Below are 23,744 nucleotides of genomic sequence, written 5' to 3' on the forward strand. Positions count from 1 at the left end.
AGTCTTTTTTATCGGGCAGCGAGAATTATTTGTATACCCTTTTCAACGTTTCCAAATCTTCGAGTCCATGCCTGAAAATGATTTTGTCGACAAAAGAACGGATAAATCCGAGCCCGTAGCCGAAAATCTGAATCAACGAAGCGGCAACCGACAGTCCTGCGATAGGAAAACTTCTCGTTTTCAGCAATGCATCGGCAAATAGCAGCAAGAGGTAAACGGCCGGAAACAGCAGGAACCAGGGTGAAACAAAGACGGCCGACAGCAGAACAACGATACTCCCGATAACGCACAGCGCCGGCAACGCATGCACCGGCTTGAGCGAATCGGGATACAGTTTATAGAGATTGATGCGTGCCTGTCCGAAGATATGCACCTGCTTGTAGAACTTTTTCAGATTGCCGCGACGTTTGTGATACACAAACGCATTCCGGTACAGTTTGGTTACGAAGCCAGCCTGCTGTATCCGTATGCTGAGGTCGATATCTTCTCCATACATATCTTTGAATCCGCCGACCTTTTCATAAACCTCCCTCGAAAATCCCATGTTGAACGTACGCGGTTTGAATTTCTCCATATGGGTTTTTCCGCCCCGTATGCCACCGGTGGTCCAAAACGAAGTCATGGCATAGCTGATTGCTTTCTGAGTTGTCGTGAACGAGGGATGTTCCCTGTCCGGTCCACCGAAACAGTCGGCATAATCGTCGTGAAGATTTTTCCGAACCGTCTCGAAGTAATCGGGCGGGATGATGCAGTCCGAGTCGAAGAAGATCAAGTAACGTCCTTGGGCATGTTTCATCCCTACGTTACGGGTATCGCTTCGTCCGGTATTTTCTTTGACGATGTAATGAATATTGAGTTTCGGGCGAAAAGCTTCGACTTCGGCCGTACATGGAAGAGAAGAACCGTCTTCGACCAAGACGAGTTCGAAGTCGTTATACGTCTGTGACGCAAGGCTTTCCAGCAGTTCCCGGGCTTCGTCCGGGCGGTTGTATATGGGAACGATGATTGAAAAAAACATGTCTTCTGCCCGTCCGTTATTTAACCCGTTTCAGTTCCTCGATCAACCGGGTGCATTTGCCCCATTTCTCAATCATCCAAAGCACATAACGGATATCGACGCTGATGGTGCGCTGTAGGTCGGGTTCGAAAGCGATGTCACCGCTCATGGCTTCCCAGTTGCCGTCGAAAGCCAGGCCGATGACACGTCCGTGCTTATCGAAAACGGGACTTCCCGAGTTGCCCCCCGTGATGTCGTTGTTCGAGAGGAAGCACAATTGCAACTCGCCTTGTTCGTTGGCGTACGGACCGAAGTCACGCGCTTTGACCAGATTCAGGATTTCCGGCTGTACCCGGAATTCACTGCTCATCGGGTCTTCTTTTTCGAGAATTCCCCTGTCGGTCGTATGGAAATTATACCACGCGGCGTCGTAAGGGCGATATCCTCCGATTGTGCCGTAGCTCATACGCATGGTGAAGTTGGCATCCGAATAGAAACTTCGGTCGGGATACATCTCCTTCAATCCGGCCCAATAGAGGCGTTCGCCTTTATCGATATCGTTGTCCCATGCTGCCACTTGCTGTTGTATGTCATATACGGCAAGCGTTGCTGACAAGGACAATACGGCTGCCGGGTCTTTCTTCATCACCTTTTCATACTGTTTCGGGTTCTTTAACAGGGCTGACACTTTCTCGAACGAGGTAAGCACAGTGTTCCCGAAAACATCGGCGGCATATTTCTCGTAATCCCCCTTGTATTTCTTGTCTACCTTGCCGTAAATGTCGGGCAGGAACGATGCGGGTACGCGTTCTTTTACGATTTTCATCATGGCCGCCAGCACGTGTCGGTCGAGTGCCGGTTCGTAATCTTTGTAGAAGGCTCGGAGATCGCCATCGATCCGTTCGTCGATTTCTTCGGGCGTACTGTTTTTCACATCCACACTGCGGATAATCCGTGCCAGACGAATAATCTCGGTTCCCCCGGCAAAGGCCTCCATGAGATACGTTGCATATTTCCGATATTCCGCCGAGGAGGTATAGCCTTTTTCCAAAAGATGAAGCACATCTCCGTATTGTGTTTTGCGTGCAGGCATTTGATTGACCCATGCCGTAAAAGCTGCTTCTTCGGTTTTCTTACGGTCGATGACATTGAGCCGGGCCAGGCCGCGGTTCATTCCGATCGAATTTTTCCAGTAGTTCGAGCTTCCGGCATATTTCGAAGCGTATTTGATGCGCACGGCATCGCTCGCCAGCATGGCTTTCTTCCAGAGGTCCTGCTTGATTCCCCGTACTTCGATACGCGGTTTGTTACTGTCTTCGATGCGTTGCTGCACTCCCCATGAGCAGAGGTAACGGTTCGTACGCCCGGGGAAGCCGATCGTCATGGCGTAATCTTTTTCGTCATATCCCCGCAACGATATTTCGGCAACGTATTCCGGTTGGTAAGGGCGGTTGCTTGCGCTGTATTCGGCAGGTCGGTTGTTGGCATCGGCATAGACACGGAAAGCGGAAAAATCGCAGGTGTGACGCGGCCACATCCAGTTATCCGTATCTCCTCCGAACTTCCCGAGCGAAGACGGGGGCGCAAAGACCAAACGCACATCGCGGAAGACGTTATAAACGACTAAGTAATATTTATTCCGGCTATAAAACGGAATCACTCTGGCGCTCAACGAAGAATTGTCTTTTCCGATCGAGTCGCAGATCGCCTGACCGATCGAATCGGCCTTGGTAATGCGTTTGAACTCATCATCCACCCCTTCGATCTGTGACAAAATGCGTTCACTGACATCGACGGTTTCTTTGAGGTACTGTATCCGTAAACCTTCGACGGGCAGCTCTTCACTCATGTTTTGCGAGACAAATCCGTTTTTCAGATAATCGTGCTCTACGCTACTCAACCTTTGGATTGCTCCGTATCCGCAATGATGATTGGTCAAAACCAGCCCCTGATCGGAAACGGTAATGCCCGTACAGCCGCCTCCGAAAATAACGACTGCGTTAGCTATGCATGGATTGGTTTCACTGTATAACATTTCGACGGGGATCGTAAGTCCCAGTTCCTGCATACGCGCTAAATTCTGCCTGTTCAACTCTTTTAACACCCACATACCCTCGTCGGCAAATGTTTGTCCAACTGTTGTCAGTAGCAGTGCGACTGCTACCCAAATTTTGTTTGTCCGTTTCATTTATTATCGATTATAAGTTTGATATTTTTCTCTTTGGTACGAGCCGACAACCATTGTACCAGCTTCTTCCGATCATCCGTCCCGATGTTCTGCCGAGCTTTCAAGTAAACGAGCATGACGGTATCCTGTTTCGACTTGTTTGTTTCCATGAGGTAAGTCTGCGTACACGAAAGCTGTTCGATAGACGGATAAAGCACCCGCATCTCGGGAAGCAGCGTACGTGTCATATCCGAGGCATGTCTGTAACGATCAAGGCTTTGCTTCAGCGAGTCTATTTGAATGGCTTGCGCCTCAAGCAGGTCTTCGCTGTTTTTATAGAGGTCTTTCATCAGCATCGTCTTCAGTTCATTGATATCGACTTCCTCGTTCCCGAAACCCTGTTGCACAATCAGATCGATGTCTTTCAGCCCGTAGTTGGACATCTTCAACCGTGCGGTCGAGATCATGATGTCGGGGATCGTCTGGCCAATCAGTACCACTTTGATTTCCTTCTTATCGCCCGTATTGGTAACCGAACGGCTTAGTATCTGCGTATTCGGAAAGTGTAACTCTTCATTGATAAACTTGCGAACCTGCTGATCGAAAAGTGTCGCTTCAAATACGCGGTAACTGAGGTAAATGCTTGGAACGATCGTGCAAATGACAATGATGGTCATATAGCGACGCACCGTCTTTTCCCGCTTTTTATCGATGAATGATTTGCGAGGATATTTTAAGATGCGCACAACTATATAGGTGGCGACACTGATAAAAACAGTGTTGATGAAATAGAGGTAGAAAGCGCCGAAGAAATAACTTAAATTTCCGCTGGCCAGTCCGAAGCCGGCTGTACACAATGGAGGCATCAATGCCGTAGCAATGGCCACCCCGGGAATCACGTTTCCTTTCGATTTTGTGGAGCTGGCCACGATGCCGGCAAGCCCTCCGAAAAATGCAATCAGTACATCGTAGATGCTAGGAGATGTACGCGCCAGCAACTCACTTTGCGCCTCGCTGATGGGCGAGATAAGAAAAAAAGCGGTTGACGTAGCCACACTGAAGGCTGTTGCTGTCAAATAGTGACGAAGTGAACGCTTGACCAGATCAAAGTCGGTAATCCCCAGACCTAATCCGAAGCCCATAATCGGCCCCATCAGGGGGGAGATAAGCATGGCTCCGATGATGACAGCCGTAGAGTTGGTGTTTAGCCCCAAAGAGGCAAGGAACACGGCAAAAATCAACACCCATAGATTTGTGCCTCGGAACTCGACTCCTTTTTTCAGCGACTCGATCGTTTCTATTTCATCTTCTTTTTCCTGTCGTACATCGAAATGACGAGTCAGATAAGTTTTGATTTGTCGGTACAAGGTATTTTCCATCATTTGATTTTTTTTATGTGACCAAAATATCGACTAAGATAAGGGATTTCCGTTATGGGCAAATCTTTCCTCACGACGATTCCCGTAAAAAACAACAACCACACCGTCCGATATAACAGACGTAATACGACCGAATCGATGGGTGGCAGCATGGCTGCCATATAGCACACGGCTGCAACAGCGCCATACGTAAATGCCGAACGCAGGTCGTAAGCGACGGGATAATATTTCTGCCCGACAGCATAAGAAAGCAACATCATCAATAAGTTGCTGGCAAACGAAGCCCATGCGCAGGCCATAAATCCATATGACGGAACGAACAGCACAATGATGGCGATCGTCAGGGTGCAGCCGGCCACGGAGAAGTAAGCTCCCCATTGCGTACGGTCCGTAAGTTTGTACCATATCGAGAGGTTGAAATAGATACCGAAAAAAAGTTCGCCGAGCATCACGAGGGGAATGACGCGAAGACCGTCGTAGTACTTCGCATCCACGAAATGTTTCAGCAAATCAAGGTAGAACATCACTCCGAGAAAAATAAAGAGTGCAAAGATGATAAAATATTTCATTGCCTCAACATACGATTTTTTGTTATCGGCGTCTTTGTGTTTCGCGAAAATAAACGGTTCGTAGGCATAACGAAACGCTTGAATAAACATAACCATCACCACCGCTATTCGGAAACATGCCCCGTAAATACCGAGCTGTGAATCGGCGTATGCTTTGTCGTCGAACAGAAATGGAAACAGAATTTTATCTGCGGTCTGGTTAAATATTCCTGCGATGCCGAGGATAAGTATCGGAAACGAATAGCCGATCATCTTCCTTAGGCGTTGCATGTCCGGTCTGACACGCAAGCCGGGCATCATATCGGGCAACAGCATCAAAAAGGTAAAAACCGTTGTGAAAACGTTGGCGATGATGACGTATCCTACCCCATAGCCGGGACGGTAGAACCACCCGATCCATTCGGGATACGAGGCGTCGATAAGAGGACAGAGGAGGAGGAAGAAGAGGTTCAGAAAAATGTTCAGGAAGATGCTCAGGAGCTTGATCATTGCAAACCGGATCGCTTTATTTCGGTAGCGAAGGTAGGCAAACGGGATACAACAAAAAGCATCGACGGCTACAATCCCAGCCATCATACCGATATATTCCGGGTGATCGGAATATCCGAGCGCTTCACTGACGGGAAAAAGAAACACCCACATGCTGAGGGCGAACAAGAATGACGTGACTCCTACGAAGCCAAGCGTCGACGCATAGACGCGCATGGGCTCGCGTTCGTCGGTTTTGTGGATGAAACGGAAAAATCCTGTTTCCATCCCCCCCGTAAGAAGAATGAGAAGCAGGGCAGTCCATCCGTAAAGATTCGTGATGATCCCGTATTCGCCGGTGTCAGTCAATACTCGCGTATACATGGGCACAAGCATCCAGTTCAGAAATCTTCCGATCATGCTGCTCAGCCCGTAGATGGCGGTTTCCTTCGCCAAACGCTTCATCCCTTCCGCCATACCGCTTATTGAAATAAATCACCGGGACGCCCCGCTATCGCTTTTCCCAGATGTTCGTAGGCGAGCGCCGTCACTTCGCGCCCCCGAGGTGTACGTTTGAGGAATCCCTCCTGAATGAGGAATGGTTCATAAACCTCTTCGAGTGTACCCGGGTCTTCGCTCAGTGCCGTAGCGATAGTAGTCAAGCCGACCGGGCCGCCATGAAACTTCTCAATCAGGAGCGTAAGTATCTTATTGTCGATCTGATCAAGTCCGTAACGGTCGATATGCAAAGCTTCCAAGGCATAACACGCGATGGCTTTGTCAATCTTACCGGAACCTTTTACCTGAGCAAAGTCCCGTACACGTCGCAGCAAAGCGTTGGCAATACGGGGCGTACCGCGACTTCGGCTTGCGATCTCTCGGGCAGCATCCACAGCACAACCGATGTTCAGGATGTTGGCGCTGCGAAGGATAATCTTTGTCAGAGTCTCCGTGTCGTAATATTCGAGGTGCAGATTGATCCCAAAGCGGGCCCGAAGCGGGCCGGTCAGCAGGCCGCTGCGTGTCGTTGCTCCGATAAGCGTGAACGGAGCAAGGTCGATCTGAATCGAACGGGCACTTGGCCCTTTGTCGATCAATATATCAATTCGATAGTCTTCCATCGCCGAATAAAGATATTCCTCTACGATAGGGCTGAGCCGGTGTATTTCGTCAATGAAAAGCACATCGTTCTTTTCGAGCGAGGTGAGCAGACCGGCCAGGTCGCCGGGCTTATCGAGTACCGGGCCGGACGTCACCTTAAAACCGACATCCAACTCGTTCGAGATAATATTCGATAGCGTCGTTTTGCCTAACCCGGGGGGACCGTGCAACAGTACATGATCCAAAGCCTCCTGACGCATGCGAGCCGCCGCCACGAAAACCTTCAGGTTCTCTACCGCTTCAGGCTGACCGCTGAAGCTTTCGAACGACAGCGGACGCAGAGCGTTTTCGTATTCACGCTCCGTTTCCGGCATCGTATTCCCGGCCTTATGTATGTCAAACTCTTCTTTCATCGTCGGACGCCTTCAATAGGCCTGCAAACTTACATAAAAAATGCGACTTTTACACTACCCATAGAGAGAACGCATTAGAACAAAACAACGTTCCTTTTTAGTTTCCTGCAAATACATCAGCGACAGCATGGGACATCGTGGAAACGGGGATAATACAAAACAAAGTCAAACACATGCTACAAATTATTATACAGCGTGAATAGAGGATTGCTGGATAATACAAAACAAAGTCAAACACATGCTAAGAAATTATAAACCCTGCGAAAATATCGTAGTTTATTGATATTAAAACTATATTTGCAAAATAATTTATATAAAACAGGCAGACATAATATATGAATACAATGCAGGTTCTATATAACTTTCGGACAAAAGAATTAAACATTACCGTATGAAAAATATGAGGTACATACAATATCTTGCCGTTGTTTGCATGACAGCATGGGGAATCACCGCGCTTTTCGCCGCGTGCAACGCCGACAAGCAGGCTAAAACAGAAGAAAACGTCCGTCAGCTTCTCCCCGACGCCCCCGCCGAAGTAACCGTAATCCCACTGAAAACAGTCGACTTCGAGCATGAGCTTGTCAGCAACGGTAAAATATCGGCGCACACCGTTGCCGAAGTAAAATTTCAAACCTCCGAGATTATTGCCGATGTCTTCGTAGCCAATGGCGACCGTGTAACCAAAGGACAACGCATTGCCGCGCTCGAAACCTATGCCTTGAACAATAAACTGGAGCAGGCCAAAGACGCGCTCGAGCGCAGTAAGCTTGAAATGCACGACGTGCTGATCGGACAAGGCTATAAATTAGATAATCTCTCGGCCGTTCCCGACGAGGTGATGCGGTTAGCCAAAATCAAAAGCGGCTTCAACAATGCGCAAACGAACTATTCCATGGCCGACTACGACCTGAAACAAGCTACTCTCGTAGCTCCCGTCAACGGCATCGTGGCTAACCTTTTTGCCAAGCCCAAAACGCTTTCGAAGCCCTCCGAAGTATTTTGTAACATCATCGACACGCAAAGTCTCGAGGTTGTGTTTACCGTACTCGAAAATGAATTAGGTTTTGTCCGGAAAGGCGACAATGTAAAGGTCGTCCCCTACTCCATGCCCGACGTTGAAATCAAAGGACGCGTCTCCGAGATCAATCCGTGGGTCAACGAAAACGGTATGGTACAGATCAAAGCTACCGTTAGCTATCACCCGCAACTTGTCGAAGGTATGAACGTTCGTGTCAGCGCCTTCCGCTCCGTAGGAAAGCAGTGGGTCGTACCCAAGACGGCCGTCGTATTACGTACCGGTAAACAAGTTGTTTTTACCGTAGTCGATGGCAAAGCGGTCTGGAACTACGTTCAAACAGGACTGGAAAACGCGACGGAATATACCGTTACCGGCGAAACCCTGAAAGAGGGTGATCCCGTTATCGTGACCGGCAACATCAATCTCGCCCACGAATCGCCCGTAAAAGTCATTCAAGACGAAAAAAATAAAGAGTAAAACAACGAAATAAACCGGTATATAAACAAATAAAACACCAAAGTCATGAAAAGAATAAACGTTATTTCCGCATTCCTCTTCTCAATTTGTATATCCGCATGCACAGGAGGAAATAAACAAAAAGCGGATGATTATATTATCGTCGATGTAACAGCTAATTACCCCAAAAAAGAATTTACTCTTCAAGATCTTATGGATGTAGAGTACATCCCTCTCGAAACAACCGATACGTTTACAACGCAGGGGATTGTGAAAGCCATCGGAAAAAGTCTTATACTGATAACAAATCGGAACATGGATGGAGATATTTTCGTCTATGAAAGAACTACGGGTAAAGGACAAAGAAAGATAAACCGTCGAGGGCAAGGACCGGAGGAATATTCGCAGGTAAACAGCATTGTTTTAGATGAAGAGCATCATGAAATGTTTATAGTCGATTATCCTGCCAGAAAAATATTAGTTTACGATTTGGAAGGAAATTTTAAACGCGATTTTACATTCGAAGATACAAGTTATTATCATGATATATCTGATTATGATACGAAATATCTCATTGCTTATAAAGGTTATTCGCCCGGAATAGAAAATGAAGAAGCAAATCATATTCTGATTTCCAAACAAGACGGAAAAGTGGTTCGTGAACTTTCCGTCCCGATTAAAACAATTAAAACACCTGTATTTATAGAAGGAGAAATGGTCATTACACCCGGATTCTGTCAAACTCTTCCTTTGTCGGAGTATTGTATACTCATGAGAACCTCGTCAGATACAATATATAATTATTCGGATGATAACATACGTCCGTTTATAATACGAACACCTTCTATTTATACGATGGATCCGGAAGTATTTCTTTTCGTAACAGCCGCAGATGACCGGTATTATTTTATGCAAACAATGAAAAAAGAACTTGATTTAAACACCTTCAAAGGATTTCCGACAACCGATCTCGTATATGACAGACAAGAGAAAGCATTATTTGAATGTACCATATATAATGATGACTTCACCAATAAAAAAGAAGTATCGTTAAAACCGGCACCTGGGCGCACAAACAATCGAGAAATCGCTGCCTGCATAGCTTTAGAAGCGTCCGGTCTTATAGAAGCTTATCAGAAAAATGAACTGAAAGGACATTTAAAAGAAATCGCCTCGACATTAAACGAAGAATCCAATCCCGTCATTATGCTGATGAAATACAAGAAAAATTAAGACGATTTCGACGTTTACGTATATGTTTTTACGCTTTATATAGGATGAATATGATTTATATGATGATTATATCAGGCTTTCAGCCCTCTGTTTTATATGATACCTTTCTACCCAAGGCTTACGCCATTGGGCTGAAATATAACGGACTTTCAGTCCTCCAAAAACAGACATTCATAATATGTAGCGAAGCAGAGCGTTGGGAACAATACCGAGTATATCATCAATACCCAAGGGGCAAAGCCTTGTATTATTTTAGCCCAATGTGCAGCAAAGCGAAGCGTTGGGGGCAATGCCGAGTATATCATCAATACCAAAGGGGCAAAGCCTCGCATTATTTTAGCCCAATGTGCAGCGAAGCAGAGCGTTGGGAGCAATGCCGAGTATATCATCAATACCAAAGGGGCAAAGCCTCGTATTATTTTAGCCCAATGTGCAGCGAAGCGGAGCGTTGGGGACAAGGTCAAGTACAATATCAAAAACAAAGGGGCAAAGCCTCGTATTATTTTAGCCCAATGTGCAGCGAAGCGGAGCGTTGGGGACAAGGTCAAGTACAATATCAAAAACAAAGGGGCAAAGCCTCGCATTATTTTAGCCCAATGTGCAGCGAAGCAGAGCGTTGGGAGCAATGCCGAGTATATCATCAATACCTAAGGGGCAAAGCCCCGCATTATTTTAGCCCAATGTGCAGCGAAGCGGAGCGTTGGGGGCAATATCGAATATATCATCAATACCCAAGGGGCAAAGCCCTGTATTATTTTAGCCCAATGTGCAGCGAAGCGGAGCGTTGGGGGCAATATCAAGTATATTATCAATACCCAAGGGGTAAAGCCCCGTATTATTTCAGCCCAATGTGTAGCGAAGCGGAGCGTTGGGGGCAATATCAAATATATTATCAATACCAAAGGGACAAAGCCCCGTATTATTTCAGCCCAATGTGCAGCGAAGCGGAGCGTTGGGGGCAATGCCGAGTACATTATCAATACCAAAGGGGCAAAGCCCCGTATTATTTCAGCCCAATGTGCAGCGAAGCGGAGCGTTGGGGGCAATATCGAGTACATTATCAATACCAAAGGGGCAAAGCCCCGCATTATTTCAGCCCAATGTGCAGCGAAGCGGAGCGTTGGAAGCAAGGTCAAGTACAATATCAACAACAAAGGGATAAAGCCCCGCATTATTTTAGCCTAATGTGCAGTGAAGCGGAGCGTTGGGGGCAATATCAAATATATTATCAATACCCAAGGGGTAAAGCCCCGCATTATTTTAGCCCAATGTGCAGCGAAGCGGAGCGTTGGGGGCAATATCGAATATATCATCAATACCCAAGGGGCAAAGCCCTGTATTATTTTAGCCCAATGTGCAGCGAAGCGGAGCGTTGGGGGCAATGCCGAGTATATCATCAATACCCGAGGGGCAAAGCCTCGCATTATTTTAGCCCAATGTGCAGCGAAGCGGAGCGTTGGGGGCAATGTCGAGTACGTAATTCAGGAGGGCTGAAAGCCTGACATAAAAAGAAAAATATGCCTCAATCATTAGCTAAACTTTATATTCATATTATTTTCCATATAAAATCTACGAGTGTCCCAATCCGAAAACAGGATGCTCACGAATTGTATGCATATATTGGCTCCATTATTAAATCTGCGGAATCCATTCCCATTATGATTAACGGTATGGAAGATCATATTCATATTTTGTGTGCCCTGTCAAAAAATATATCTTTGGCTAAATTAATTGAGAAAATAAAAAGTTCAAGCAGTAAATGGATAAAGGGGAAAGATAACTACTATCATCATTTCGCATGGCAAGGAGGGTATGGAGGTTTTTCCGTAAGTCCTTCTTTACACGACAAAACGACGCAATATATTTTAAAACAAGAAGAACATCATCGAAGATTAACATTTAAAGAAGAATATCTACTTTTTCTAAAAGAATATAATATACAATATGATGAAAACTATCTATGAAAAAATAAATCCGGACATTCCATGCGCTGCATTATATAAAACTTTTACGCGTAAGGTTTATGCCATTGGAATGAAATATCGTGAAAAGAACAAAGCCCTGCCTTATTTCAGTCTGATATGTAATAAAGCAGAGACTTCGGTAAAAAGAATTTACGTTTAATTCTTCTTATTTATGATCAAATTTCTTCTTCAACGTCCTGTTGCTGTGCTGATGGTTTTCCTCGCTTGTGTGATTATCGGCATCATTACCTACGCCACGCTGCCCGTGTCGCTCTTGCCCGACATTGCCATCCCCGAAATCACCGTGCAGGTAACCGGCGACAACATGTCCGCCCGCGAATTGGAAAACACCGCCGTCAAACCCGTTCGCCGTCAGCTCATGCAGACCGGCAAACTCCGCGATATTCGCAGCGAGACCCGCGACGGATCCGCCATCATACGCTTAAAATTCGACTACGGCACCAATACCGACCTCGCCTTTATCGAAGTAAACGAGAAAATCGACGCGGCTATGAACAACCTTCCGCGCGACTTCCGCCGCCCCCGCGTTATCAAAGCCAGCGCCGCCGATATTCCCGTCTTCTACCTCAATCTTACGTTGAAGGACGACAAACCTTATACCGTGACCGACGAACAAAAGTTCCTCGATCTTTCCGAGTTCGCCGATAACATCGTTAAACGCCGCATTGAGCAGTTATCCGAAGTCGCGATGGCCGATATGACAGGCTTGATGCACCGTCATGTACAGATTGTTCCCGATATTGACAAGTTGAAATCCGCTTCTATCAACTTGAACGATATTGAAAGAACGTTGGCAGCCAACAATATCGAGCCCGGCAGCATGATTGTGCGCGACGGTTATTATGAATACAACATTAAATTCTCATCGCTGCTGCGCACGCCCGATGATGTCCGCAACATTTATTTGCGTAAGGACGAACGTATTTTTCAGCTCAAAGACTTGGCTAAAATTAACGTCGTGCGTCAAGCCGAGACAGGCCTTTCGCTTATTAACGGCAAGCGCGCCGTCACACTCGGCATCATCAAGCAAGCCGACGAAACGATGAAAAATCTTAAAAACTCGCTCGGCGAAACCATTACCGACCTTGAGCGCAGTTATCCCGACGTAGAATTTACGATTAACCGCAACCAGACCGAATTGCTCGACTACACGATTTCCAACCTCAAGGAAAATCTTTCGCTCGGCTTCCTGCTTGTGTTTATCGTCGCCCTGCTCTTTTTAGGCGATGCCCAGTCGCCCATTGTAATCGGCATCAGTATGGTAACTTCGCTCGTGACTTCGTTTATCTTTTTCTATCTTTTCGGAGAATCGCTCAACATCATTTCTTTATCCGGGCTTATCCTCGCCTTGGGAATGATGATCGACAGCTCCATTATCGTGACCGATATTATCAGTCAGTACCGTATGCAAGGAACCTCCCTCGAAGACGCTTGTATACGCGGTACGAACGAAGTAATCACTCCCATTCTCAGTTCGACGTTCACTACCATCGCCGTATTCGTGCCTCTTGTATTTATGAGCGGCATCGCGGGCGCTATCTTCTTCGCGCAAGCCTTTGCCGTCAGCGTTGGGTTGCTTGTGTCATACTTTACGGGCATTATGCTGTTGCCGGTGCTGTATAAAATCATCTACGGCATACGTTTTCGGAAGTTGTCGGCCGGTAATTTCTTCGTGCGCGTACAAGAAGGCATCGACCGTTGGGCATTCGGATGGTACGACCGGGGGATTGAATGGGTCTTCCGTCATAAAACCGTCACCTTTTTGTTTTTACTGCTCTCCATTCCTTTTTGCGTGCTGATGTTCCGCGTTATGCCGAAGTCTACCATGCCTCATATCGACCACACCGAAACGATGGTCATGGTAGAATGGAACGAAAACATTCACGTAGACGAAAATAACCGGAGGATTTGCGAATTGATGAAGTATGCCGATACGTTGACGATCGAGCATGCCGGTTATGTCGGGCACCGTCAATATCTTCTCGACAAAGAAAACGACTTGTCCCCGTCCGAAGCGCGACTTTACTTCCGCACGGCCAAAGCATCGGATATCGATGAATTAAAAGGCCACCTCGCCCAATGGACGAAAACGAACTATCCACAAGCTGTCATTACATTTTCTCCTCCCGAAAACATCTTCGAGAAAATATTCGACACCTCCGAAGCCGATGTCGTCGCGCAGCTTTATCCTGTCAAGCGCGATCACATCCCTGACGCCGCTGCGATCCGTCATATCGAGCAGCGGCTGAAGTCGGTCACCGAGGTCGAAGCCGAAGGCATTCCCTTTGAACAGCAGTTCACCGTTGCCATCGATAAGGAGAAGTTGCTGCTTTATGATGTCGATTATAACGAAGTATATCGCACGTTGCGCACCGCTTTTCGCGAGAATCGGATCGCCACGCTGCGCTCCTATCAGCAATATCTCCCGATCTCGCTCGCTGGAAAGCAGCAGACCGTCGAAGAAGTCTTGCGTGAAACGCTTGTGCAGACCGTTCCGGCCGCCGGTCGCGCCTCCATGTCTATACCATTACAGGCACTGGTAAGCATCAGTCGCGGCGAAGACGTTAAAACCATCGTTGCCGGCAAAAATGGCGAATATGTTCCCATAAATTATTACGACGTAAAAGATCCTGAAGCCTTGATTAAAAAAGCCGACGAGGTGATTCGCAGCGACGCGTCGTGGGAAGCCGTTTTCGGAGGAAGTTTTTTCTCCAATCAACAGATGCTGGGCGAATTGGTCGTGATTCTGCTCGTATCTATGCTGCTCATGTACTTTATCCTTTCTTCGCAGTTCGAAAGTTTCCTGCAACCGCTCATTGTACTGGCCGAAATCCCCATCGACATCGGTTTCGCACTCGCTTTGCTCTGGCTCACCGGTCATACGCTCAACCTGATGAGCGCCATCGGACTGATCGTTACCAGCGGAATCATCATCAACGACAGTATCTTGAAGCTCGATATGATCAATGAATTGCGCAAACAAGGCATCCCTCTGATGGAAGCCATTCATACAGCGGGGGTCAAACGTTTGCGCGCCATTATCATGACATCACTGACGACCATTTTCGCCATGGTCCCCTTGCTCTTCTCCTTCGATTTGGGTTCCGAATTACAAAAGCCCCTTGCGCTCGCCATGATCGGGACGATGACGATCGGAGTGCTCGTCAGTTTGTTTATTATCCCGTTGGTTTATTGGGCAATCTATCGGAAAGCAGATCATCGGTATCACGAAATCAAAAAATAAAAAACGGATATGAAAACGCTAAAGAAATACGAAGATTTAATCAAAAAGTGCGGCTTTATCACGTTCGCGGTTCTGCTATGCGGGCTGTGCGGCTTCCGTTTATCGGCGCAACAACCCGGCACGGTCACCCTTAACCTCAAAGAAACCGTGCGCCTTGCCGGCGACAGTTCCCTGTCCGCCTTTCGTGCCAAGAACATGTACATGGCTAACTATTGGGAATATCGTTCTTTCCGGGCCGATCGCTTACCTTCGCTGAGCCTCGGCATGACTCCGCTGAGCTATAAACATTCTTTCACCAACCGGTACGATTCGCAGCAGGATATCGACATCTATCGCCGGCAACAGACGCTTGCTTCTTACGGTAATTTATCCGCGAAGCAAAATTTTGACCTTACGGGAGGAACATTTTCCATCCATACGGGATTAGGTTATATTCAGAATTTCGGGAAGAACGAAAAAAGTCAGTTTAGCAGTATTCCTGTCAGTATCGGATATAATCAGGAGCTGATCGGTTACAATCGTTTCCGCTGGGAAAGAAAAATTGCACCCCTCAAATTTGAAAAAGCGCAGAAAGAATTGATTGCACAGTTGGAAGAAACGGCCGAAGTCGCCGCGGGTTATTTTTTCGACTTGGCGATGGCGCAAGCTGAATATGAGCTGGCCGAAGAGAATCGCAGCAATACGGAAAAACTGTACCGTATCGGCGAAGAGAAATACAAAATCGCGTCCATCGGACAGGCCGAACTGTTTACGTTGAAGCTCGACCGCGTAAATGCGCAGAATTCGTTTCAGAATGCCGAAATTCGTCTCAAACGTGCCATGTTCGCGCTCGCTGCTTACCTGAACTTCGACAAAAACACGAAAATTACGCTGCAATTACCCGACTACCCCAAAACATTCGCCATCTCGACAGACGATGCACTCATGCACGCCCGCCAAAATAATCCCCGCTACCTCGAATCGAAGCGCCAACTGCTCGAATCTCAACAAAAGTTGGACAAAACACGAAAGGAAGCGCTGTTTAACGCCGGCTTCTCGGCCAGTATCGGCTTTAACCAAATTGCCAATACCTTCCGCGATGTCTATCGTAATCCTTCGCAGCGGGAATTTGTGGAGCTTACGCTTTCCATTCCCCTCGTCGACTGGGGCGTGCGCAAGGGACAGTACAATATGGCCAAAAGCAACCTCAATATCGTGCAACTCACCGCGCAGCAAGATGAGCTTCGCCTCGAGGAAGACATCATTATGACCGTTGGCGATTTCACCATGCAGCAACAGATGATCCGCAGCGCCGAAGAAGCCGTCGAATTGGCAAAAGTCGCCTACGAACAGACGCAGGAACGGTTTATTATCGGCAAAGCAGACATCAGCAGTCTCACTCTTTCAACGAACCGTCGGCAGGAAGCGCAGCGCAACTATATCGCCGCCCTGAAAAACTATTGGCAAAGCTATTTCAAGCTGCGTAAACTCACCCTCTTCGATTTTGAAAAGAACCGCACCATCGAAATAGACTTCAACGCAATCAGAAAATGAATGGATAATCCGATGTCTGCTAAGAAATCCATATCCGCTTTTACCGTTATCGTAGCGTTTCTGAGTGTGGCGCTCATGGGACTGGCGCTTGTTCCGCTGTTGCCCGTCAAACTTGCGCCCTCACACACGTTGCCCGGTCTGACGGTCTACTTCTCGATGCCCAATAACTCCGCCCGCGTAATCGAGATGACGGCGACCTCGAAGCTCGAAGCGATGCTGGCACGTATCAAAGGCGTCAAAAACATCTATTCTACATCGGGCAACGGATGGGGAAGCGTCACCCTCGAACTCGACAAACATACGCCCATCGATGCCGCCCGCTTCGAAGCATCGACCATCGTTCGGCAAACATGGCACGACCTGCCGCGCGAAGTCTCGTACCCCTACATTTCCGTGCGTCGCCCCGACGAAAATGCGGCGCGCCCCTTCATGACTTTTACGGTCAACTCTGCCGCAGTACCTGTCGTCATCCAGCAATATGCCGAGAACAATATCAAACCCCGGCTCAACGATATTGCCGGACTTTACAAGATCGAAGTACACGGCGCCACACCGATGGAATGGCAACTGATGTATGACAATGACCGGTTGCAAGCCCTCGGTGTGACCGTCAACGACATCCGTGAAGCCGTTTCGCAACACTACACGACCGACTTTCTGGGTATGGCCGAGACGCGCAGCGCCGACGGCACAGCGGCATGGATGCGTATCATGCTGATGTCGGGCAGTCGAAACGATGCTTTTGATGCCACAGCCATCACCGTAAAAAACTGCGACGGCGCACTGATTCGTTTGGATCAGCTCGTCGAAGTAGTGCATACCGAACAGGAACCGCAAAGCTATTACCGCATCAACGGCTTGAATTCGATTTACATCTCGCTCACGGCCGAAGAAAGCGCCAACCAGCTTCGTCTCAGTGAACGCGTTCAAGAGACTATGGACGAAATCCGTCGCCTGCTTCCGCCCGGATACGAGATACACAGCAGCTACGACGCCACCGAATATATCCATGCCGAACTGAACAAAATCTACCTGCGCAGCGGCCTGACCGTCCTTATCCTGCTGCTCTTCGTCCTTCTGATTACCCGAAACGTGCGCTATCTGTTCCTTATCACCGTAAGTCTGACCATCAATCTGGCTATTGCCGTAATTTTCTACTATCTCCTCGGATTGGAGATTCAACTCTATTCGCTGGCCGGGATTACCATTTCATTAAGCCTGATCATCGACAATACGATCATCATGACCGACCACCTCATGCACCACGGCAACCGTAACGTTTTCATGCCCGTGTTAGCGGCGACGATGACAACCGTAGGCGCCCTCTCGATCATCTTTTTCCTCGACGAGAAAATACGCCTGAACCTGCAGGATTTCGCTGCCGTAGTGATGGTCAACTTGTGTGTGTCGCTCGCGGTAGCCTTGTTCTTCGTTCCCGCCATGGCTGAGAAAATACGCCTGAAAAAACGCATCTCCCGCACGCGTATTCTACGGTGGTTTCCTCTGCGTCCCAAGCGACTGATCGTATGGTTTAACCGTTTTTACGGTGCGATGATCCGCCTGCTCTCACGTCGCAAATGGATTCCTTTCACTGCCATCGTACTGACTTTCGGACTGCCTGTCTTCCTGATTCCCGACAAGATTGAAAAAGAAACGAAATTCGCAGAACAATACAACCGAATTTTCGACAACGCCACGTATAAGGAAAAAGTCAAACCCATTGTCAACAAAGTACTGGGTGGCACGTTGCGGCTTTTTGTCGACAAAGTGTATCAAGGCAGTTACTTCACCCGTAACGAAGAGTTGATTTTGACCATCACCGCTTCGATGCCAAACGGTACCACACTGGCGCAGATGAACGCGCTCGTCGAGAAGATGGAGCATTATCTAAGCAGTTTCTCCGAAATACGACAGTTTCAGACCCATATTCCCAATCCTCGCCGTGCATCCATCCGGGTATTTTTTACCAAAGCAGCTGAACGAGGCGGTTTTCCTTACCTGCTCAAAAGTAATGTCATCACCAAAGCGCTGGAGCTGGGCGGAGGCAGTTGGAGCGTCTACGGGTTGCAGGATCAGGGCTTCGATAACAGCGTGAGGGAATTTGCGGGCAACTATGGCGTGAAATTCTACGGATATAATTACGACGAGCTGGGCGCGTGGGCCGATACGCTCAAAAACACGCTCCTGCTCAACCGGCGCATCAAGGAGGTAACGATCAATTCCGACTTCTCGTGGTACAAAGATGACTACCGCGAGTTCTCTTTCGATCTGAAAAAAGAACGCCTCGCCGCCGACGGCTTTCTTCCGGGCGATCTGTTCGCATCGCTGCAACCCATCTTTGCAAGAGACATGTGGGCGGGTTCGCTGATTATCGAAGGTGAACGCGAAGACATCAAGCTGGCAAGTCATCAGGGGAAACATTACGACATCTGGGCCTTGCGACACGTCGCACATCGCATGGGAGGGCGTATGTACAAATTGGACGAACTGGCCGACATTTCGCAGGGACAGGCACCGCAGGAAGTGGCTAAGGAAAACCAGCAATATCGCCTCACGTTACAGTACGACTATATCGGTTCGGGGACACAGGGGCGGAAGATGCTCGAACGTGAAGTAAAGGCGCTCAGTGAACGTCTGCCGATGGGCTACACCGTCGAACAGCGAGACACCCAATGGGGATGGGGACATAAAGATAAGAAACAATACGGACTGCTCGGGCTGCTGATTATTATCATTTTCTTCACCTCGTCAGTGCTGTTCAACTCCATCAGGCAGCCGCTGGCCGTCATCTTCGTGATTCCTGTTTCGTTTATCGGGGTATTTCTGACGTTTTACTGGTTTAGGCTGAACTTCGATCAGGGTGGGTTCGCATCGTTTATCCTGCTTTCGGGTATCACCGTCAATGCCAGCATCTATATCCTGAACGAGTACAATCGTGTACGCCGACTCCGTCCACGTCTGGCTCCGATACACGCATATCTTAAAGCGTGGAACGCCAAAATCATCCCCATCTTCCTGACTGTCGTCTCTACGATGCTCGGTTTCGTCCCGTTTATGGCAGGCACGGAAAAAGAAGCCTTCTGGTTTCCGTTAGCTGCCGGCACCATCGGCGGATTAGCCATGTCGATCCTCGGCCTCTGGATCTTCCTGCCGCTTATGACCATAAGAGGAAAGAAAGCCATCAAATAAACCCCAAGCCTATGTTGACAGAATATTTATGTTATACAACACATCCAGCACATTTTTAACAAAAAAACACAATAACAAAATCAATGAAATCCATACACATACTTATACTATGGCTATTTTTTCAGCCTGTTTTCCCACAGAAAACAACAGACCAGTTCCTATTTCGGGCAAGCTATACATTCTCTTATAAAACAGATCCGCTGCAAAAAGATTTTGTAGAGACCGATCTGATATATTTGGATATTGGCAATAATTCATCTAAATATTATAGCCGTTATACGCAAGTCAGGGATTCAAATAAAATCGCAGGATTGAAGAAAGGGCTATCTGCTTACGATGTGGTTGAGGATAATCGCCGGTTTAAGAAAGGTACAAAGACCACGATTTATAATATGGATGAACCTGGTCAATTTCATGTAATAGAACATTTGGTTGATTACTATTATTATGATGAAAAAAGATTCCTTCCGGCTTGGACGTTTGGAGCAGGAGAGAAAACAATTGCAGGTTATGCCTGTAAAGAAGCGCAAGCCATATATCTGGGAAGAAAATGGACCGTTTATTTTGCACCAGAGATACCGCTGAATAAAGGTCCATGGAAGCTATGGGGACTGCCTGGATTAATTATTTATGCGATTGACTCTGAGCAACTTTTTCAGTTCGAACTACAAGGATTCGAAACCTTGAAAGATCAAACGCCTGTTTCGATAGAAAATAAAACACAATTTGGAAAGCTTTACAAAAAAACGACTAAAAAAGATTATCAGAAGATGGAAGCTCTTCGTTATCGCGATTTTATGACTTTCACCAACCTGTTTATCTTGGAAGGAAAAGGAGAAATTCTTCTTAGTCCCGAGCAGGAGCGAGAAAATGAACGGCATCGTGAAAAAGGTGGCACACCCTATATCCCCTTAGAAAAGCAGGAATAAACATCTTTTTATGAAATACGGTTTCTTGTTTTTTTTCTCTCTACCATCTTCTCTCTTTCTGCACAGCAGAAAATAAGAGGTATCCTAAAATGTGCGACGTCGGGACAACCAATTCCCGATGTATATATATATCATGCTCATGACTGAAGATGGAAAAAGAATTCTGGCCTATTCGTATTCGCAACCGGATGGTAGCTTTATACTCGAATGCCCACAAGACCCTCAACAAGAATTCCTTCTAACGACTTCGCGTCTGGGATACGAACCGTACCGGCAAAAAATACCGGCACAGACCCAACAGACGGAGATTCTGCTCAAAGAATCGTCCCTAACGCTACGTGAGGTAAAAGTCATTTCCTCTCCTATCCGCCGGCAAGGAGATACGATCAGTTACTATATGTCGAACTTTCATCGCCCGCAAGACCGAAATCTGGCCGATGTACTGGCACGTATGCCTGGAATCCATGTACAAAGTGACGGACGCGTACAATATGACGGAAAACCTATCAACCGGTTTTATATCGAAGATATGAATTTGCTCGGAGAACGCTATTCGCTTGCCACCAAAAATTTGTCACCCAGTGATATTGCTGCTGTGCAAGTTTATGAAAATCACGAACCGATAAAAATGCTTCGCGACCGTAGCCAGACGGAACAAGCCGCATTGAACATCAAGCTGAAAGACTTTTCCAGTCCATATACACTACGCCAGAAAATACATCTTCCGCGTGTGCACCTGAAAAATAACACCTCGATACTCCGACTTCTTGGCAACGTATCGGCCGGAATCGAGAATGAGTCCGAATACACACACCTCCCACAGAAGTTGATGCTCTCCTCATCCGACAGTTTGCCGCTATTTCGAGCCGGCAATGTCGGTCAATCTTGCAGATTTAATGAAGGTTTCAGCAACACGCATATTACGTTGAACTACAAAAAACACGACCAATCCTTCGGATTGAAATGTGGTATCGCATGGACCGGGCAAAAAATCGAATCAGATTTATCACCATGGCCGCTGGTGACAGATACCTTCGTTAACGATCTTACGTGGCACACGTCTCGGTTTTATGTAGAGCCTTCGTACCGACTGAATTACCGGAGTTGGACGATTTCATCGTCGGCCTCCGCCAATCACCTGCGAACAAATTACTCGGGAAAGAAAGCAACATATACCTATATCCATCCTCGCCTTCGTTTAATGTTCGCCCCCAGCGGAGATTTCAAATTCAATGCCGGATATTCATACACCACCCACTACGGCGATCTCAACGAGATGGGAACAGGCTATGTGCTCGAACGATATAATTTGTTTTCAAAAGGAATCGAGGCGTTACAGTTCAATGCTTCGCAAAGCATAAACTTTGGTGTTTTTAGTAAAAACATTTCACACTTTCTTCAGATGAGCTACCTAACTATTTATTCCCTCTATAAAGACAATCTTATACCAGCAAGCTTTGTTCGTGACATCTACACTTTCTCGTGGTGGGAACAAAAAGACCGATTGTCTTCCTTTTGGCTCAATACCCTGTCAGCGTCTAAATTATTTATGGAAATCTCGCTCACAGCAAGTATAAATTTGTCATATAATCAAAGCAAATCCGTGGTGGAACAGCAAGGATCGAGCATCAATTATACTCAACACTCATTCGGTGTGGAACCATCGTTGAAGTGGAAAGCTAAACGCAATCTAAATTTCGATTATACGATGAATGCTTTTTTTTCGGGAATAAGCATGAATCATAGGCCTATAGACTCATACATTCCTCTGATCAACCATCGGTTGTATACTTATTTCGGAGCAACCGATCGACTTTTCTTCACATGTAACCTGCAGCATTTCTACATCAAAGCTCCCTATACATCGACATCGAACCTACTATTTACCGACTTGGGTATCCAATATGATTTTCAACATCTTACCCTCAGCCTTGATTGGAGCAATATCTTCAACCGGAAACTGCATGTCATCAGTGATTATAACACGATAAACACGGTTACGCAAACAGATAAGTTACGTCCATCGGAAGTATTGATCAGTTTACGGTTTAAGCATTGATCGATGATTTAAGCATTTTCCGCTCAGCAGTCATATATCTCTCTGAGGAATGAAAAGTACATTTCATAATGAGTCAAACATACGTGATACGTCTTTCATTCGTAGCGGTATCATGGCAAAGCTGGCATACTATTGCCCCCGATCAACACCTCGAAAAGTTAATGAAAAGCACTTTCAATGTTTCATTTTGGGAAGCCTCCAATGGTATTTGACGGCAAGTATGCGTATCAGCAGGATCGTGGCCGATGAAGACAGTTCGCACACCTCATTGCTGTATGCCATGGTATAGCAAAGAGCAAAGACAATCCCTCCCATCACGCAGGCCAATGCATAGACTTCCTGCCGGAAGACGAGCGGTGTTTCGTTGATAAAAATATCACGCATGACTCCGCCTGCAATGCCTGTAATCGTCCCCATCGTAATGGCTACCCAGAACGGATAATTCAGCTCCAGCGTCTTCTCTACGCCGATGACGACAAAAAGCGCCAGACCAATCGCGTCGAAAATAAAGAAAGGCGTATCGAGCCGCACCAGCTGTTTGCTGAAGATAAACACAATCCCCATCCCCAGCAGGGTACAGTACATGTACGACGGGCTGAGCATCCAAAACGGAGTGACTCCGAGCAGCAAATCGCGCAGCGTCCCGCCACCGATGGCCGTAACAAGACCGACCACAAACGCCCCGAACCAGTCGAACTCCTTCGCTGCCGCCAACCGGATACCGCTGATGGCAAAAACGATCGTTCCCGCATATTCGATGATATCCCTGAGCGAAAACAGCGAGGCATCATATTGCAACGACTCCATTTTATTTCTCTTCTCTGTTTGTTTGAAGTTGCAAAGATATAATACATTATGATTTTTTATTAGATAAAACGAGAAAAATCATGTTTAATAACATAGTTTTTACTTTTCAAAAAAATGCCACTTTTAAAAAAATATCCTTTACTTTGAACCGTCTTACAAAAAAGACGAGTCGTGGTTTTTCTTTTTTTGAAACG

Annotated in this window: 15 protein-coding genes; 9 read left to right on the forward strand and 6 right to left on the reverse strand. The window is 47.0% G+C overall.

Features of this window, described 5'->3' with window-relative positions:
- Positions 1-25 precede the first annotated feature (25 nt).
- The 5 genes from BFO_RS01685 to ruvB are packed head-to-tail and all read right to left on the reverse strand — an operon-like array spanning position 26 to position 7,094.
- Positions 26-1,018, reverse strand: coding sequence for a glycosyltransferase (locus BFO_RS01685; RefSeq protein WP_014223834.1), 993 nt, complete (start codon positions 1,016-1,018; stop codon positions 26-28).
- A gap of 16 nt (positions 1,019-1,034) precedes the next feature.
- Positions 1,035-3,185 (reverse strand): S46 family peptidase, encoded by a 2,151-nt coding sequence (locus BFO_RS01690; protein ID WP_014223835.1) that lies wholly within the window; start codon positions 3,183-3,185, stop codon positions 1,035-1,037.
- Positions 3,182-4,546 (reverse strand): TIGR00341 family protein, encoded by a 1,365-nt coding sequence (locus BFO_RS01695; protein ID WP_041590567.1) that lies wholly within the window; start codon positions 4,544-4,546, stop codon positions 3,182-3,184. Before BFO_RS01695 ends, BFO_RS01690 begins: the two co-directional genes overlap by 4 nt.
- The gene (locus tag BFO_RS01700) at positions 4,543-6,057 is read right to left on the reverse strand and encodes an oligosaccharide flippase family protein (RefSeq protein ID WP_014223837.1); all 1,515 of its coding nucleotides are present in this window, start codon (positions 6,055-6,057) and stop codon (positions 4,543-4,545) included. Before BFO_RS01700 ends, BFO_RS01695 begins: the two co-directional genes overlap by 4 nt.
- Before the next feature lie 5 nt (positions 6,058-6,062).
- On the reverse strand, positions 6,063-7,094 hold the full coding sequence (gene ruvB / locus BFO_RS01705) for a Holliday junction branch migration DNA helicase RuvB (RefSeq protein ID WP_014223838.1): 1,032 nt from the start codon (positions 7,092-7,094) through the stop codon (positions 6,063-6,065).
- Between the two features lie 400 nt (positions 7,095-7,494).
- Between ruvB and BFO_RS01710 the strand changes: the two genes are divergently transcribed.
- The 9 genes from BFO_RS01710 (at position 7,495) to BFO_RS01765 (ending at position 22,743) form a co-directional block, all read left to right on the forward strand.
- A complete protein-coding gene (locus BFO_RS01710; RefSeq protein ID WP_046472613.1) occupies positions 7,495-8,592 on the forward strand; it encodes an efflux RND transporter periplasmic adaptor subunit in 1,098 nt (365 codons plus the stop codon).
- A 45-nt stretch (positions 8,593-8,637) separates the two neighbouring features.
- Positions 8,638-9,804, forward strand: a complete 1,167-nt coding sequence (locus BFO_RS01715) for a 6-bladed beta-propeller (RefSeq protein WP_014223841.1) — start codon at positions 8,638-8,640, stop codon at positions 9,802-9,804.
- 44 nt (positions 9,805-9,848) lie between these two features.
- Positions 9,849-11,306, forward strand: coding sequence for a hypothetical protein (locus tag BFO_RS15440; RefSeq protein ID WP_157755270.1), 1,458 nt, complete (start codon positions 9,849-9,851; stop codon positions 11,304-11,306).
- A gap of 15 nt (positions 11,307-11,321) precedes the next feature.
- A complete protein-coding gene (locus tag BFO_RS01735; RefSeq protein WP_014223843.1) occupies positions 11,322-11,768 on the forward strand; it encodes a transposase in 447 nt (148 codons plus the stop codon).
- A 172-nt stretch (positions 11,769-11,940) separates the two neighbouring features.
- Positions 11,941-15,033 carry an efflux RND transporter permease subunit gene (locus tag BFO_RS01745; protein WP_014223845.1) on the forward strand — a complete coding sequence of 1,031 codons (3,093 nt, stop codon included), beginning with the start codon at positions 11,941-11,943 and terminating at the stop codon, positions 15,031-15,033.
- Positions 15,034-15,042: 9 nt separating this feature from the next.
- On the forward strand, positions 15,043-16,566 hold the full coding sequence (locus BFO_RS01750; RefSeq protein WP_014223846.1) for a TolC family protein: 1,524 nt from the start codon (positions 15,043-15,045) through the stop codon (positions 16,564-16,566).
- A complete protein-coding gene (locus BFO_RS01755; protein ID WP_014223847.1) occupies positions 16,567-19,755 on the forward strand; it encodes an efflux RND transporter permease subunit in 3,189 nt (1,062 codons plus the stop codon).
- An 83-nt stretch (positions 19,756-19,838) separates the two neighbouring features.
- Complete coding sequence (locus BFO_RS01760; protein WP_014223848.1) at positions 19,839-20,684, forward strand: GLPGLI family protein; 846 nt, start codon at positions 19,839-19,841, stop codon at positions 20,682-20,684.
- Between the two features lie 118 nt (positions 20,685-20,802).
- Positions 20,803-22,743 carry a TonB-dependent receptor gene (locus tag BFO_RS01765; protein ID WP_157755271.1) on the forward strand — a complete coding sequence of 647 codons (1,941 nt, stop codon included), beginning with the start codon at positions 20,803-20,805 and terminating at the stop codon, positions 22,741-22,743.
- Between the two features lie 174 nt (positions 22,744-22,917).
- Here BFO_RS01765 and BFO_RS01770 read toward each other — a convergent pair whose 3' ends face one another.
- Positions 22,918-23,550 (reverse strand): trimeric intracellular cation channel family protein, encoded by a 633-nt coding sequence (locus BFO_RS01770; RefSeq protein WP_014223850.1) that lies wholly within the window; start codon positions 23,548-23,550, stop codon positions 22,918-22,920.
- Positions 23,551-23,744: the final 194 nt, after the last annotated feature.

The organism is Tannerella forsythia 92A2 (assembly GCF_000238215.1).
GTDB classification, from domain to species: domain Bacteria; phylum Bacteroidota; class Bacteroidia; order Bacteroidales; family Tannerellaceae; genus Tannerella; species Tannerella forsythia.

Coding starts and splice junctions, on each gene's coding strand:
- BFO_RS01735 (WP_014223843.1), top strand. CDS start 11,322: ATGCCTCAATCATTAGCTAAACTTTATATTCATATTATTTTCCATATA.
- BFO_RS01690 (WP_014223835.1), bottom strand. CDS start 3,185: ATGAAACGGACAAACAAAATTTGGGTAGCAGTCGCACTGCTACTGACA.
- BFO_RS15440 (WP_157755270.1), top strand. CDS start 9,849: ATGAATATGATTTATATGATGATTATATCAGGCTTTCAGCCCTCTGTT.
- BFO_RS01700 (WP_014223837.1), bottom strand. CDS start 6,057: ATGGCGGAAGGGATGAAGCGTTTGGCGAAGGAAACCGCCATCTACGGG.
- BFO_RS01760 (WP_014223848.1), top strand. CDS start 19,839: ATGAAATCCATACACATACTTATACTATGGCTATTTTTTCAGCCTGTT.
- BFO_RS01715 (WP_014223841.1), top strand. CDS start 8,638: ATGAAAAGAATAAACGTTATTTCCGCATTCCTCTTCTCAATTTGTATA.
- BFO_RS01685 (WP_014223834.1), bottom strand. CDS start 1,018: ATGTTTTTTTCAATCATCGTTCCCATATACAACCGCCCGGACGAAGCC.
- BFO_RS01770 (WP_014223850.1), bottom strand. CDS start 23,550: ATGGAGTCGTTGCAATATGATGCCTCGCTGTTTTCGCTCAGGGATATC.
- BFO_RS01755 (WP_014223847.1), top strand. CDS start 16,567: ATGGATAATCCGATGTCTGCTAAGAAATCCATATCCGCTTTTACCGTT.
- BFO_RS01695 (WP_041590567.1), bottom strand. CDS start 4,546: ATGATGGAAAATACCTTGTACCGACAAATCAAAACTTATCTGACTCGT.
- ruvB (WP_014223838.1), bottom strand. CDS start 7,094: ATGAAAGAAGAGTTTGACATACATAAGGCCGGGAATACGATGCCGGAA.
- BFO_RS01765 (WP_157755271.1), top strand. CDS start 20,803: ATGTATATATATATCATGCTCATGACTGAAGATGGAAAAAGAATTCTG.
- BFO_RS01750 (WP_014223846.1), top strand. CDS start 15,043: ATGAAAACGCTAAAGAAATACGAAGATTTAATCAAAAAGTGCGGCTTT.
- BFO_RS01745 (WP_014223845.1), top strand. CDS start 11,941: ATGATCAAATTTCTTCTTCAACGTCCTGTTGCTGTGCTGATGGTTTTC.
- BFO_RS01710 (WP_046472613.1), top strand. CDS start 7,495: ATGAGGTACATACAATATCTTGCCGTTGTTTGCATGACAGCATGGGGA.